This is a genomic window from Desulfosarcina alkanivorans (assembly GCF_009688945.1).
In the GTDB taxonomy this organism is placed as follows: domain Bacteria; phylum Desulfobacterota; class Desulfobacteria; order Desulfobacterales; family Desulfosarcinaceae; genus Desulfosarcina; species Desulfosarcina alkanivorans.
Window position 1 is genome coordinate 1,408,610 of record NZ_AP021874.1, and the last position, 14,443, is coordinate 1,423,052.

The window sequence follows — 14,443 nt, forward strand, 5'->3', positions numbered from 1 at the left end:
TCCACGCAGCCAGATGCCAGCTGCCCCCGCGAATCACACCCGGTCTGTCCCGCCGCTGGTGCATACCGGGTCCTTTCTACCATGACGCCGGTAGGCTTCGGGATGGTAGATAGCCCGGCACCACTCCCACACGTTTCCACTCATGTCGTACAGCCCCAAACCATTGGGTGCCCTGCGGCCCACCGGTGCGGTTCCCCCGGTGCTGTTGTCCTCGAAACAGGCCACCGCCGCCGGGTCCTTTCCGCCGGCATACAATTCGTCCCGTCCGCCGCTGCGGGCGGCATATTCCCACTGCGCTTCCGAGGGCAGGTCGAAATGCACGCCGTGGTCCGCGGCTGCGTTGATTTTTTCAATAAATGCATGCACATCGGCCAGGGTCACCTGTTCCACCGGATGGTCGTCCCCGGCAACATTGGACGGATTCTCCGCCATCAGACATTTCCATTGGGCCTGGGTCACCGGGCAAGTGGCCATAAAAAAATCTGATAGCATCACCTCATGGACCGGTTTTTCATCCTCGACGCCTTGGTTGAACGTATCCCCCATTGAATTTGATATCATTCAATTCCATGGTATGGTCACGCCTCATTTTTTACTCGATTGGCTGCAGGTTCAACCCATTGCCGTATCATCTATACCATATTCACAGCCCCACCGAAGCTGTTGAACATCGGGTAATGATAATTATCATTGAATTATCCGGTGAACTGATCAACACCGGGAACACCAACAACCCCATCGAGACCCGAAAGGGTCACGAATGCATATAAATACCGGAGGATAACGCCATGGCTGACAAAAAAGACCATCGTAAAGACTGTGTCGACGCATGTGACAAGAAGTTCATCGAGTGTGTGGAAAACGGGCGGCAGGACTGCCTGGATCGATTTGGAAGTTGTTCTTCTGCCTGCAAGATATGACCCGGCTTCGCGGGAGGTTGATAGACGGCAGGCTGTGGGCTGTAGGCTATTAGCATCAAAATAAAATCATCCTGCTGTTTCTCTCTGTGTGCTCTGCGACTCTGCGAGAGATTGTTTTTTATCAAACGACCAAGCGAAGCGATCGCCGCATTCGACGTTCGATGTTCATAAAAATACCGATTGAACGTCTCGCCGGACCGGCCCGAACCTCTTCGGGTCGCTCGGGCATAGCCCGAGGTTTAATTTACTGCAATCAGCGAAAAACGTCGCCTGAATAAAGGCGGCGTTTTTTTTTGGCACACGGAGAAAAGGACCCTGCCCCCAAAAGAACCAAGCATTGTTTTGCCCTTGAAAAGGGAGGCAGGCACCTGGTTGATTGTCACTCAAGCAAAAAGAATTCAGAAGTCAGCGGTACCGCCAACCGCTGGCCGGTTTGAACACCGATGAAACGCTCTGTCGGATACGTCTCTACGTGTCCGTCCTGACCTTCACCGGGAACGGTTTGACAGGCGAATGCCCAATATCGAACAAGGAACCGCAGAATGATGAAGGAAGGAATGCTGTCCTTTATAATTGATATCGTGAAACAATACCTTCCCTGGATATTCGACATTGGATATTCTTCGGTTTGATTTTACATCCGTATTGCAGACCGGGTTGCGCTGCAGCGCCTTACCTGACAAATTGAAAGAGAGGAAGTTTCATAAACGGAGTAATGAGCCAATGGCGAATCCTTCTTCTGGATGCTGAATTCTGGCTCCTGGATTCTTCTTTTCCCATGCCTTCAGGCACAGCCATCGGCCCTTGACCTGGTCAAAAGGGTTCGCTTTTTCAGGCACAATAAAGTCAATCTGGCAGAAGACGATGATTGAAAACGTTCCCTCGCCCCTTTGGGGAGAGGGACAGGGTGAGGGGAATCAGATGGCGATCATGTTGAGAATCCGTTTCAATATCGCCTCGGTTTCCGTCAGCACTTCATGGTTCCAGAACCGCATGACCCTGTACCCCTTGGATTCAAGATAAGCGGTGCGAACCTCATCTTTTTCAGCCTGCAACCGATGCTGCCCGCCGTCCACTTCAATCACAAGTTGACGATCAATACAGACAAAGTCACAGATATAGGGGCCGACTGGGTGCGGCCGCCGGAACTTGCAGCCCGCGAGCGACCGATTGCGCAGAAGCTGCCACAGGCGGCGTTCAGCGTCCGTTTGTGTTTTACGAAGTTGTCTGGCGTTGTTTTTAGTTGAGTTCATTGCCTTTTTAATATCACCCCTCACCCCGGCCCTCTCCCCTCAAGGGGCGAGGGAGCGATACCAGCATCCCCGCAATTTTTACGAGGGCATCAGTTTTAATCTCCCTTCAACAACCCACCGGACCAGCCAACACAACCAATTCAACCAACCGACGCTTCTCATTCGACCACCTGACGGCAGCCGGTTTCGCGCGTGAACAGGAGCAAAATGAATGAAACCGCGATCCAGGCCAGCATCAATGAAAAACCGCTGTGGTAGGCGGCGACGCTGTATACGCGAACACCATCCGCTAAAGTTCCCGACCACATCCGGTCCAGCACCAGCCCGACAGCCGGCTGCAGGGCCATGGGCCCCGTCATCACCCCCATGTTGATCACGCCCGCTACCGTTCCCGACAAATGGGCGGGTACCGATTCCTTTGCGAAAGCGAAGCTGATTATCATGCATCCCGATGAAAATCCGGTGATCAGCATGACCGGGATCAGCATCGTCAGGGGGATGTCGGTTGCCAGAAGGATGACTGCCCAGCCGGCCACCGAAACCCCGCAGCCGGTCAGGTAAAGCGTTTTACGGTTGCCCATCCGATCGGACAGCCACCCGAAAAAAGGACCGCCGACCGCCCAGGCAACCAGCAGGGCCGACGTCAGGGTGGAAGCCGTGGCGGTCGACAGCCCATGGAGCGTAGTCAGATAGGGCACCCCCCACAGTCCGGAAAAGGTGAGTACGCACCCCACAATCCCACCCGGAATGACGAACAGCAGCCAGGTGTTGCGGTAGGCAAGCACCTGAGCGATCCCACCGACCATACCGGTTTCGGGCCGTGACGCCGAAACCGCCCCGACCGTTGACAGATCGCGATATCCCTTTTCCCGGGGCGTGTCCCTGACAAAAATCCAGGTACCGGTTCCGACGACCAGGGTGGCGACCGCAGAGAAGAGGACGACGCTGCGCCAGCCATACAGGTCCACCAGGCAGCGCAGCGGCGGTCCGGCGGATACGGCCCCGACAATGCCGAAAAAAAGCGCCAGCCCCGATACCAGCGCAAAGCGGCGGGGCGGGAACCAGTTGCCGGCCAATTTGAGAATCCCGACGAAGGCGACGGCAACCGACCCGCCAATCAGCAGCCGTCCGGCAGCCGCCCAGGCGATGTCCGGCGCCATGGCAAACATCACGGCGCCCACGGCGGCGACCATGCTTCCCAGGGTGAGCAGCCGGCGCGGTCCCCACCGGTCCGCGAGGATGCCCGTGGGAATCTGCATGGCCACATAACTGTAGAAATAAAATGCAGACAGGTTGCCCAGCGCAGCGGCACTGATCTGGAAGTCGCGCATCAACTCGCTGACGATCACCGCGGGTGCCACCCGGTGAAAGAATCCCAGCAGATAGAAGACCGCACCAAAGCTCCAGACAAACAGGCCGGCGGCCATGGAGGGGGGCACAGCGTCCTGCGGGTTTTGGGGGGTTGCTGGGTTCATTGAGTTTGTCGGGCTGGTTGGGTTGGCTTGGTTATAATTCTGAATTTTTAGTTTTGAATTTTTAATTGTTGAGCGGTTTCCCTTCCTAAATTCAAAATTAATCATTCAACATTCAAAATTACCCTCCCCTCCGGCACCCCGTCCGCTGAAATACGCGCAATCGCCACCTGCTGAAAGGTATTGAAAAATTCATCCGGTCCATCGATGTGCACGGGGATATAGTTTTCCGAAAAACCTTTCAGGCGTCCATCATTCCTGTCCCGGGCCTCTTCCACCAGCACCGATACCGTTCGGCCGACATGGCGCCCGTAAAAATGGCGGCGCTTGTCCGCTCCCAGCCGCCGCATCGCTTCGCACCGCTTTTTAATCACCGGCGAGGGGATCTGGTCTTTAAAGGTGAATGCCGGGGTCCCTTCCCGTGCCGAAAAGGGAAACACGTGCAGATAGGCTACGGGCAGCGAGCGGATCAGGCCAAGGGTGTTTTCAAATGCCTCATCCGTTTCGCCGGGGAAACCGATGAGGGTGTCCACCCCAATAGCGGCATCGGGCACCCGGCCGACGATGGAAAGGACCAGGTCCTTGAAAAAATCCCGGGTATAGGGCCGGTGCATCCGTTTTAAAATGCCGTCGTCACCGCTTTGAAGGGAGATATGAAAGTGGGGACAGAGCCGGCCGCGGACATCACCCTCCGTTGTTGCCAGACCGATAATATCGTCGGACAGCTCCGCCGGTTCGATGGAACTGACACGAACCCGGTCGATGGCACCGGCATCCCGGATTCGGCACAGCAGATCATACAACCCGGCCGCCGGTTTCAAATCCTGGCCGTAGCAGCCGATATGGATGCCGGTCAGCACCACCTCCCGGTACCCCAGCCGCCCCAGTTGTTCGATCTGCGCCAGGACCCGGTCCATGGGCAGGCTGCGGCTCCTTCCGCGTGCATGGGGCACGATGCAATAGGTGCAAAAGGCGTTGCAGCCGTCCTGAATCTTGAGGAACGGGCGGGTACGGCCGCCATGGGCGATTCCGGGCAACAGGTCGAACTGATCGACACCGGCGATGTCCGGACAAACGGCCGGCACAGCCTTTACCGGATGTTCAGGCAACCCGGAAAGAATCTGCCGGGGAATATCGCACTTGTCACGATTGCCGACAATCAGATCCACGCCGTCGATGGCGGCCAGCTCCGCCGGGGCAGTCTGGGCATGGCAGCCGGTGACCACGATGCGGGCCCCGGGATTGGCACGGATGGCCTGACGAACCGCCTGGCGGCTCTGCATGGCGGCTTTTCGTGTCACCGTGCAGGTATTGACAATGACCACGTCGGCCTGGCCGCCGTCACCGGAGGCGAAACCCTGGTCCGACGCCAGCAACGCGTTGCGAATGGCCTCCGACTCGCACTGGTTGACCTTGCAGCCAAGGGTTCGAATAAGGATTTTTTTCATAATTTATTATGTAGCATGGTATTTTGGACCAGGTCAGAAGTCGTAAATCAGCAAACTAATTTTGAATTTTTAGTTTTGAATTTTAAATTATTAAACGATATCTGTACCTTAATTAAAAATTTATAATTCAACATTCAAAATTATATATCTTCAGCCCAAACCGCTATTCAGCGGCAATCCACCCACCACCCAGCACCTCATCCCCCCGGTAAAAAACAGCCCCCTGCCCCGGTGTCACGGCCGCCTGGGGCTGATCGAACCGAACCACGGCGCCATCCCGTCCATCAGGCGACACGGCCGCGGCCACGGCCCGGTGACGGTATCGGATGCGTACATGGGCACGGAAGGCCTCCTCGGGTGCCCTGGCAATCCAGTTGATATCCCTGACCCGGCAGCTGTTGGTAGCCAGTTCATCCCTGGTTCCCACCACCAGGCGGTTTTGCCGGGCGTCGATTCGAACCACGTACCAGGCCTGGCTGGCCGGGCAGTTGATGCCCCGACGCTGGCCCACGGTATAGCGGTGCAGTCCGTGGTGGGTTCCGATCCGGTGACCGGCCGTGTCCACAATATCCCCCGCCTGCGGGCGAACCCCGCCGGCCTGAATCAGAAAATCGGCATAGGTGACATCCTTGATGAAGCAGACATCCTGGCTCTCTTTACGGGAGACCGGCTGCAGCCCTTTTTCGGCCGCCAGGGCCCTGACCCGGTCTTTGGTCCAGGTCCCCAAGGGAAAACAGGCCCGGGCCAGCTGGTCCTGCGTCAGGCGGGAGAGAAAATAGGATTGGTCCTTGCTTTCGTCAATGCCCCGGCGCAGCCGATACCGTCCCTGCCGATCTGCGTCCACCCGCGCATAATGACCGGTGGCCAGATGCGAGGCACCCAATTGACGCGCCTTTTCCAGCAGAACGCCAAATTTGATCAAAGGGTTGCACACCAGGCACGGATTAGGCGTTTCTCCGTCCTGATAGGCGGCAGCAAAATAATCAACGACCATTGTTTTGAACTGGGATTTCAGATCGATAACGGCGACCGGGATGTCCAGCGGCCTGAAAACCGCCTGGATCTCTTCGGATCCCGGTCCGGCGGGTTTTTCGAAACCGGTGAGGAAATGGATGCCGAAGACTTCGACCCCCTGCCGTTGGACCAGGTCGGCGCAAACCAGAGAATCGATGCCCCCGGAAACGGCAATGGCAACGGGCCCTGTCATTCAAAAAACAGTTGATCGGTGGGACGCACTTCCATGGCCCGGGGCGGGCAAGCGGTGACGCACAATTCGCAGACGCTGCACTTCTGCTGGTCGAATTCCACTTCCATCTCCGGTCGTTTGACGGACAGGGCGCCGGTGGGACACACGGCGGTACAGGATCCGCAGTGGGTGCATTTACTTTCGTTTCGCTTGATTTCCCGGGAGGCGTTCTGCACGTCCACCCCCTGGCGCTTCAGGTAGTTGACCCCCTCTTTGAAGTTCTTCCTGCTGCCGGAGACCTCCAGCACCATGAAGCCCTCCTTGCGGGGAAGAATCCCGGCATTGAGGATGTTGAACATCAGATCGTATTCCCGGGCCAGGCTGCAGACCAGCGGTTTCTGAACTTCCGTAACGGGAAACCGCAGTTTGAGTATTTTCGAATACACCGATCGTCTCCGTATATGTGCGTGGCGGTCCACTGAAATAAGGGGCGCTCACGCGTGTTCCAACCAAGAATATTTACTTTTTCCCTCAGGCTGTGTAATCTAATTTTTTAAAGATACGAAGTCAACCTTGATGAACGCCCATAAGGCTGTATTTCAGACGGTTTCGTAAAAAGCCCGTGATCAGGACTTGCAGCCCGCGGCAGCGAAAGCGTTTCCCGTCGCAGACGACGGGTTAGCCGAGCGCACGATAATAGATCATCATCCTTGCGGCAAACATTCATGTTCCATCCCGAAAAATGAGGTGGACTTAAGGGACTCCGCAGTGACGTGGGATAAAGCATAACGCAGATATCGGGTTTTTTCGGAACCGTCAATGAACCGCTTCGCATACCGCACCACCGGACTGGCCATAAAAACCATCGCCGGTCTGACCCGTGCACGCCTGAACATCCACGGCATGGAGAACATTCCGCACGGCCCCACCATTTTCGTCGTCAACCACTTCACCCGGATCGAAACCTTCCTGTTGCCCTACCACCTGCACCGGCTGACCGGAACACCAGTGTGGGCCCTGGCTGCGGCAGAGTTGTTTGTGGGTAAATTCGGGCGGTACCTCGAACAACTGGGCGCTGTTTCGACCCAGCAACCGGACCGTGACCGGTTGATGGTCAAAACCCTGCTCACGGCCGAGGCCTGCTGGATCGTTTTTCCCGAAGGCCGGATGGTCAAAAACAAAAAAATCATGGAGAAGGGCCGCTTCATGATCTCCTACGCCGGCGGCAAACACCCGCCCCACACCGGGGCCGCCACCCTGGCCCTGCGGACGGAATTTTACCGCCAGCGCATCGCAGGCCTGGCCCACAGCAACCCCGGGGAGGCCCGGCGACTGGCCGGCCTGTTCAAACTGCCCTCCGTGGACAGCATCAGCCGGCAACCCACCTGCATCGTGCCGGTCAACCTGACCTACTACCCGCTACGTGCCCGTGACAACGCCTTGAGCCGCCTGGCCGGCCACATGGTGGAAGACCTGCCGGATCGTGTGGCCGAGGAGATCATGACCGAAGGGGCCATGCTGCTGTCCGGGGTGGACATCGACATGCGCTTCGGCGACCCCATCGAAGTCACCGGGTGCCTTTCCTGCCAGACCGTCCAAAGTGATATCCGTTCATCCTCCCCCATCGGATTCGATGATCTGATCCCCTCGCGCAAGTTCATGCGGCGGGAGGCCCTGAAAATCATGCGGCGTTACATGGCTGCGATCTACCGGCTGACCACGGTCAACCACGATCACCTCTTTGCGTCCTGCCTGAAAAAAACACCGGTCAGCCGCATCAAGAAAGCCAATCTGAAACGCCGTGTGTTCCTGGCGTCACAGAGCGATGCAGGTTCGGGAAACGTTTATTTCCATAACAGTTTGGACAGGGACCAGGTGCACCTGCTCACCGACGACCGATTCCACAAATTCAGTGAATTCATGGACTTTGCCGAAGAAAAAAAGGTGGTCGCATCCTATGGCGCGATTCTGGAAAAGGATGCGGCCCGCATGGCAACGGTATTCGACTTTCATCGATCCCGGATCGACAACCCCATTGCGGTAATCGCCAATGAAGTGGAGCCGCTGACCCGGCTTCAGCGCCGCATTTCCCGCCTTTGCTGGCTGCCCGGATTCTGGCTGAAGCGCAAGGTCGCCCGGTTGCTGATCAAACGTGCATTGGATGATTTCAATCGCGATTTTGACACCTTTTTCGTCTCCGGAACATCCAAAGCCCGGGATGTGAGCCGCCCCTTCCTGATCAAGGGAGACCGCCGCCGGGTCGGTGTGGTGCTGGCCCATGGTTACATGGCCGCCCCGGCAGAAGTGCGGGGGCTGGCCGAGTATTTAGGCAAAATGGGGTTCTGGGTTTACGCACCCCGCCTGAAGGGACACGGCACCGCACCGGAGGACCTGGCCGGCTGCACATTCCAGGACTGGATCGATTCCATGGATGCCGGGTATGCGGTGGTCAGCAACCTGTGCCGCCGAGTGATCGCCGGGGGGTTTTCCACCGGCGCCGGCCTGGCCCTGGACCTTGCCCAGCGGGTGCCCGGGGTGGACGGCGTTTTTGCCGTCTCCACACCGCTGCGCCTTCAGGACCTGGCCGCCCGATTCGTTCCCGCCGTGGATGCGTGGAACCGTTTCATGGCACGGTTCAACATCGACGAGGCCCAAAAGACGTTTGTGGACAACCATCCGGAGAATCCGCATATCAATTATTTAAAGAACCCCATCTCCGGCGTTCGGGAACTGGAGCGGCTCATGTCGTCGCTGGAACCGCGCCTGCCGCAGATTACGGCGCCGGCCCTGGTCGTCCAGTCCAGGGAGGACCCGGTGGTCAATCCCAAGGGAACCGAGAAGATCTTCAGCCTGCTGGGGTCGACGGACAAACAGATGGTGCTGTTCAATTTTCAGCGCCACGGCATCCTGCTGGGCGAAGGCGCCGACCGGGTATACCGGACCATCGGCGACTTCTGTGAGCATATTCGAGAAAACTCCCGGTCGCCGGCCCCAACGGATAACGAAAAACAGGGAAATGATGGTAGAGGAAAGCAATTGAACGAGAAGTCAGGAGTCAGAAGCCAAGAGCCAGAAGGTCAATGACGTCGCTGCGCTCAAACCAATTTAAAAGAAAGCCTGAGCCAAAGGTGAATCCTTCTTCTGGATTCTGGATTCTGACCCCTGACTTCTGTTTTCTGACTCCTGACTTCTGAATTTTAAGGCATCACTTGCAGAACAGCCCGAAATGGATGTTATCGGTTTTCCTATGGGCTATCACCCATGAGCTAAGAGCTGAGACATGAACTGGATTGCCTGGACCATACTTTTTTTTCTGTCGGCCGATTTTCTGCTCCACCTGCTGGCCGATCGGCTGAACCTCGGCGCGATTTCTGATCGGATACCGCTGCCGTTCGAAGGCCGCTTCGATCCGCAGACATACCGGCAGTCCCAGGCCTACCTGCGCGCCAATACCCGTTTCGGGCAGACGACCGCTGCCGTTGATCTCCTGGTGCTGCTGGCCTTCTGGTTTGGCGGCGGTTTTGCCATCGTGGACGACTGGACCCGGTCACTCGGATGGGGGCCACTGGCCACCGGACTGGCCTACATCGGCCTTTTATCCGGGCTGAAAACCCTCGTGGACCAGCCCTTCCGTCTTTATGCCACCTTCGTCATCGAACAGCGTTTCGGATTCAATACAACCACCATCACCACCTGGGTGAAAGACCGGTTGAAGGGCCTTTTTCTGATCATCCTGCTGGGTGTGCCTCTGCTGTCAGGGGTCCTGGCTTTTTTCCATCACACCGGAACCACCGCCTGGATATGGTGCTGGGGGCTGGTCACCGCCTTCATGATCGTGGTCCAGTTTGTCGCGCCCACCTGGATCATGCCCCTTTTCAACCGCTTCGAGCCGTTGACCGACGGTGAACTCAAGGCGGCCATTATGGCATACGCCCGCTCCATCGGTTTTTCCCTGAACAACATCCAGGTCATGGACGGCTCCAGGCGCTCCTCCAAATCCAACGCATTCTTCACGGGATTTGGCCGCCATCGCCGCATCGTGCTTTTCGACACCCTGATTGCCCGGCATACCACCGACGAACTGGTGGCCGTGCTGGCCCATGAAATGGGCCATTACCAGATGCGACACATTTGGAAAATGATGGCGGCGGGTATCCTGCAAACCGGTGTACTGCTTTATTTCATGTCTCTGATAATCGGCACGCCGGCGCTGTTCGAGGCGTTTTTCGTCACGCACCCATCGATCCATGCCGGGCTGGTTTTCTTCGGCCTGCTTTACGCACCCGTGGATTTCTTCCTGGGTCTGCTCGTCCAGCATATTTCCCGCCGGCATGAGTTTGCGGCAGACCATTTTGCGGCCACCACCACCGGAGGCTCCCGCTCCATGGTGGAAGCCCTGAAGAAGCTCAGCGTTCACAACCTGTCCAACCTGACGCCCCACCCGCTGCATGTCTTTTTGAATTACTCCCATCCACCGGTGCTCGATCGGATCGCGGCACTGGAGGGCGGAAAGTCGGAGGACGGGAATTGAGGGATTGGGGGATTGAGAACAAATTTTGAATTCTTAATTTTGAATTTTTAATTGTTTTCAGATCGATTTTGAAACCTTAATTCAAAATTTCATCCAAGCCGCCTGAATACAAAAATTGAGGGCAAATTTTTAATTCTCAGTTTTAAATTTTTAATTGTTTTCAGATCGATTTTAAAACCTTAATTCAAAATTCAAAATTATCAATTCAAAATTCCATCTATCCAGCCTCCACCACAAATAAAAAACCGGTTCGATGCCAAGGGCACCAAGCCGGTTTTTGATTTTTATCTTGAAAGGATCTATCTGTGATCCTGAATCAGCATGGTAGACGGGTCAAGCAGCTGATCCCTGGTTTCCGCATCCCCGGGGCCGCCCTTCAGGCAGCGGATGTGAATCTTTTTTCCTTCGGGCTGAAGCTGGATGGCGGCGTCGAACAGGTCGGCAACCCCGGCCAGCTGAACCGGCATGCCGTCTTCACCGGGTGCTTCATGCCGGTGGGTCGTCACCGTAAACCACAGGTGAAGGCGGTGGTTCTCGGAAAAGGTTTTCAGGGTCTCCAGCGGCGTTCTCAGGCTTTCATCAAAGGGCAGTCCGTCGATGATCACCATATGGGGGTTGAAGATCTGCTGTTCCGTCAGATCCTTGACCCGCTCTTCCAGTTTGGGCACACTGAAGCCTTCCACCTTGAAGGTCATGATGAACCGGTTCATCTGGATGGATTCCCACAACTCCTTGATCTGCCGCACATGGTACTGATGGGCCAGGCTGTTGAGCACCTCCTGGTACCACAGGTTCACCTTGTCCACCGGATCGTTCAGGCTCACATGGAGGACATTTTTCTGCTGCAGCATGGTGTTGAGGGCCACCTGAACGATCAGGGCGGTCTTACCCACACCGGCACGGGCCAGCACGGCCCCGAAACCGCCCTGGGGGACAATGGCTTCGTTTTCGTGGCCCATCAGCCTCAGCGGGTTTCTGAGGATCAGGTCGTTTTTGAGCATATCCAGGTTCCTCTCTTTCAAATTGATGACCCTTGCCCTGGTGCGCCCCTGAGTCGTTGTTGCTGGGTGCTCTTTAAAAAGAGGCCCCTTTTGGGCGGATAAGGCCGGGAATGCGTATGGTTGCAAACGTGCCCGTCTGCGGGCAATTCTCCACTCGTCCGTATCTTCTGTGCGACTCACCGAATCCATTTCACTCCTTCATCGAAAAAGGTGATGCAGGAATTTCGTGATCAGGCGACGTTCTTTTTCTCTTCCTGACGCTTCTTGGCGATCTCTTCCGAAATGCTCTGGGGAACCTGACGGTAGGTGGCAAATTCCATGGTGAACTGGGCTTTCCCCTGGGTCAGGGAGCGCAGCACCGTCGAGTACCCGAACATCTCGGCCAGGGGGACCTGGGATTCGATGACGCACATGGGCCCCTCTTCCTGGGAGCCGACGATCATGCCGCGGCGCTGGTTCAGCGACCCCATGACGCCGCCCTGGAATTCGGTGGGCGTCTCCACGGCCACCTTCATGATCGGCTCGTGTATGACCGGCGCGGCCTTCATGTACCCCTCCAGGAAAGCACCCCGGGCGGCGGCCTGGAAGGCCATGTCCGACGAGTCCACGCTGTGGGCGGCGCCGTCGTCGATCACCACCTTGACCCCGGTGACCGGAAACTCCATCTTGGGCCCCTTGGCCAGGCAGTTTTTAAAACCCTTCTCACAAGCCGGGATATACGGCGTCGGGATGGAACCGCCGGTCACCTTGTTTTCAAAAACAAAATCCTCGCCCTCAACCGGCTCCATGTACCCGGCCACCCGGCCGAACTGGCCCGAACCGCCGGTCTGCTTCTTGTGGGTGTAGTTGAATTCGGCCCGGCGGGTAATGGTTTCCCGATAGGCGACCCGGGGCGCACCGGTGGTGACTTCGGCTTTGTACTCCCGGCGCATGCGTTCGATATACACTTCCAGGTGAAGCTCACCCATGCCGGATATGATCGTATCCCCGGTCTCTTCGCTCACATAGGTCTGGAAGGTGGGATCCTCCTTGGAAAAACGGTTCAGGGCCTTGGACATGTTGATTTCCGCCTTGTTGTCCTTGGGGACGATCGCCAGGGAAATCACCGGCTCCGGCACGTACATGGAGGTCATGGTCAGGTTGACGCCGGGATCGGTGAAGGTGTCGCCCGAGGCACAGTCCACGCCGAACAGGGCACCGATATAACCGGCGGAAATTTCGGTGATGTCTTCCATCTGGTTGGCATGCATGCGCACCAGGCGGCCGATCTTGACCTTTCTGCCGGTGCGCACATTCACCACCGTATCACCCTTGGCCAACCGGCCCTGGTAGACACGGATATAGGTGAGCTGGCCGTATTGACCGTCTTCCAGCTTGAAGGCCAGCGCCACGGTCGGCTTGCCGGAGTCGGACGTCAGCGTGATGGCGTCCTCGTCATGATCCAGATCCAGCGCCTGGTTGCTCACATCCGCCGGGCAGGGCAGCAATTGGGTGACCGCATCCAGCAGCGGCTGAACCGCCTTGTTCTTGTAGGCGGACCCCATGAAAACAGGCGTGATCTGTCGCTCCAGCGTCCCTTTTCGCACCGCGTCGAGGAGCATTTCTTCAGAAACCGGCGCCTCTTCGAGGACCGCTTCGGTCAGTTCGTCGGAGAACAGGGAGGCGGCGTCGATGAGGGCTTCCCGTTTTTCCGCGGCCAGCGCCGCCAGCGCTTCCGGGATTTCCTCCGTCCGGATCGTCTGGCCGTTGTCGCCGTCAAAGTAAAGGGCCTTCATGGTCACCAGGTCGACGACACCGTCATGATCGGCTTCGAGCCCGATGGGGATCTGCATGGCCACCGCATTGTGACCCAGCTTTTCCTTGAGCTGCCCGACTACGCGAAACGGATTGGCGCCGCTGCGGTCGCACTTGTTGATGAAGGCGATGCAGGGGACCTTGTAGCGCTTCATCTGCTGATCGACGGTGATGGACTGGCTTTGTACGCCGCCCACCGAGCAGAGAACGAGAATGGCGCCATCCAGTACGCGCAGGCTGCGTTCCACCTCGATGGTAAAATCCACATGGCCCGGCGTATCGATGATATTGATCTCATGTTTTTTCCACTCGCAGTAGGTGGCGGCGGAGGCAATGGTGATGCCGCGCTCTTTCTCGAGTTCCATGGAGTCCATGGTCGCCCCCACCCCGTCTTTTCCCTTGACGTCATGGATGGCGTGGATCCGCTCGGTATAGAACAGGATCCGCTCGGTAAGGGTGGTTTTTCCTGAATCGATATGGGCGCTGATGCCGATGTTTCTGATTTTGTCGATACGTGTTGCCATGATGTCCTCTGATTGTGAGCGCAGTGCGCGACCGGATGAAGCGCTCCAACGTTATGAATAAGGTGAAATAAAAAAAAGATCCCGCATTTGGCAATGACCGCACCAGATGGGGGACCTTCAACTACCGATCAGCTTGCTGGTGCGCTAATATAGTGTTGTTTCAAGGGATGTCAATAAAAATTATTCGTCCTAACCGGTTTCTCACATTCGACGTCTCGACACGATCGGTTGTTTCCGGGTCGGCGATGCAGCCCAAACGGCTGAATTGCCGTAAATCCGTTCATCGCTGACAGCGACGGCAACCACGTGTTGAC

11 protein-coding genes are annotated in these 14,443 nt (G+C 56.9%); 3 read left to right on the forward strand and 8 right to left on the reverse strand.

What is annotated here, in order from left to right; translation table 11 throughout:
* Nucleotides 1–33: 33 nt before the first annotated feature.
* The gene (locus DSCA_RS06220; protein WP_155315603.1) at nucleotides 34–561 is read right to left on the reverse strand and encodes a formylglycine-generating enzyme family protein; all 528 of its coding nucleotides are present in this window, start codon (nucleotides 559–561) and stop codon (nucleotides 34–36) included.
* A 227-nt stretch (nucleotides 562–788) separates the two neighbouring features.
* On the opposite strand from DSCA_RS06220, the gene DSCA_RS32905 reads away from it, so the two are divergent.
* Entirely contained in the window at nucleotides 789–920 is a 132-nt protein-coding gene (locus DSCA_RS32905; protein WP_269434650.1) for a hypothetical protein, read from the forward strand.
* A gap of 917 nt (nucleotides 921–1,837) precedes the next feature.
* On the opposite strand, the gene DSCA_RS06225 is transcribed toward DSCA_RS32905, so the two are convergent.
* The 5 genes from DSCA_RS06225 to DSCA_RS06245 form a co-directional block, all read right to left on the reverse strand.
* A complete protein-coding gene (locus tag DSCA_RS06225) occupies nucleotides 1,838–2,173 on the reverse strand; it encodes an endonuclease domain-containing protein (RefSeq protein ID WP_155315604.1) in 336 nt (111 codons plus the stop codon).
* A 158-nt stretch (nucleotides 2,174–2,331) separates the two neighbouring features.
* Nucleotides 2,332–3,648, reverse strand: coding sequence for an MFS transporter (locus DSCA_RS06230; RefSeq protein WP_167527634.1), 1,317 nt, complete (start codon nucleotides 3,646–3,648; stop codon nucleotides 2,332–2,334).
* Nucleotides 3,649–3,749: 101 nt separating this feature from the next.
* Entirely contained in the window at nucleotides 3,750–5,093 is a 1,344-nt protein-coding gene (gene mtaB, locus DSCA_RS06235) for a tRNA (N(6)-L-threonylcarbamoyladenosine(37)-C(2))-methylthiotransferase MtaB (protein ID WP_155315606.1), read from the reverse strand.
* Between the two features lie 163 nt (nucleotides 5,094–5,256).
* Entirely contained in the window at nucleotides 5,257–6,300 is a 1,044-nt protein-coding gene (mnmA, locus tag DSCA_RS06240; protein WP_155315607.1) for a tRNA 2-thiouridine(34) synthase MnmA, read from the reverse strand.
* On the reverse strand, nucleotides 6,297–6,725 hold the full coding sequence (locus DSCA_RS06245; protein WP_155315608.1) for an NIL domain-containing protein: 429 nt from the start codon (nucleotides 6,723–6,725) through the stop codon (nucleotides 6,297–6,299). Before DSCA_RS06245 ends, mnmA begins: the two co-directional genes overlap by 4 nt.
* Nucleotides 6,726–7,098: 373 nt before the next feature.
* Between DSCA_RS06245 and DSCA_RS06250 the strand changes: the two genes are divergently transcribed.
* Entirely contained in the window at nucleotides 7,099–9,363 is a 2,265-nt protein-coding gene (locus tag DSCA_RS06250; protein WP_155315609.1) for an alpha/beta fold hydrolase, read from the forward strand.
* Nucleotides 9,364–9,559: 196 nt separating this feature from the next.
* A complete protein-coding gene (locus tag DSCA_RS06255) occupies nucleotides 9,560–10,810 on the forward strand; it encodes a M48 family metallopeptidase (RefSeq protein WP_155315610.1) in 1,251 nt (416 codons plus the stop codon).
* A gap of 299 nt (nucleotides 10,811–11,109) precedes the next feature.
* On the opposite strand, the gene DSCA_RS06260 is transcribed toward DSCA_RS06255, so the two are convergent.
* Both DSCA_RS06260 and fusA read right to left on the reverse strand, forming a co-directional pair.
* Nucleotides 11,110–11,811, reverse strand: a complete 702-nt coding sequence (locus tag DSCA_RS06260) for an AAA family ATPase (RefSeq protein WP_155315611.1) — start codon at nucleotides 11,809–11,811, stop codon at nucleotides 11,110–11,112.
* A gap of 230 nt (nucleotides 11,812–12,041) precedes the next feature.
* Nucleotides 12,042–14,129, reverse strand: coding sequence for an elongation factor G (gene fusA / locus DSCA_RS06265; RefSeq protein WP_155315612.1), 2,088 nt, complete (start codon nucleotides 14,127–14,129; stop codon nucleotides 12,042–12,044).
* Nucleotides 14,130–14,443: the final 314 nt, after the last annotated feature.

Excerpts from the sequence above, each read along its gene's own strand:
- DSCA_RS06260 (WP_155315611.1), bottom strand. The coding sequence starts at position 11,811 with ATGCTCAAAAACGACCTGATCCTCAGAAACCCGCTGAGGCTGATGGGC.
- DSCA_RS32905 (WP_269434650.1), top strand. The coding sequence starts at position 789 with ATGGCTGACAAAAAAGACCATCGTAAAGACTGTGTCGACGCATGTGAC.
- DSCA_RS06250 (WP_155315609.1), top strand. The coding sequence starts at position 7,099 with ATGAACCGCTTCGCATACCGCACCACCGGACTGGCCATAAAAACCATC.
- mnmA (WP_155315607.1), bottom strand. The coding sequence starts at position 6,300 with ATGACAGGGCCCGTTGCCATTGCCGTTTCCGGGGGCATCGATTCTCTG.
- DSCA_RS06255 (WP_155315610.1), top strand. The coding sequence starts at position 9,560 with ATGAACTGGATTGCCTGGACCATACTTTTTTTTCTGTCGGCCGATTTT.
- DSCA_RS06220 (WP_155315603.1), bottom strand. The coding sequence starts at position 561 with ATGATATCAAATTCAATGGGGGATACGTTCAACCAAGGCGTCGAGGAT.
- mtaB (WP_155315606.1), bottom strand. The coding sequence starts at position 5,093 with ATGAAAAAAATCCTTATTCGAACCCTTGGCTGCAAGGTCAACCAGTGC.
- DSCA_RS06225 (WP_155315604.1), bottom strand. The coding sequence starts at position 2,173 with ATGAACTCAACTAAAAACAACGCCAGACAACTTCGTAAAACACAAACG.
- DSCA_RS06230 (WP_167527634.1), bottom strand. The coding sequence starts at position 3,648 with ATGAACCCAGCAACCCCCCAAAACCCGCAGGACGCTGTGCCCCCCTCC.
- fusA (WP_155315612.1), bottom strand. The coding sequence starts at position 14,129 with ATGGCAACACGTATCGACAAAATCAGAAACATCGGCATCAGCGCCCAT.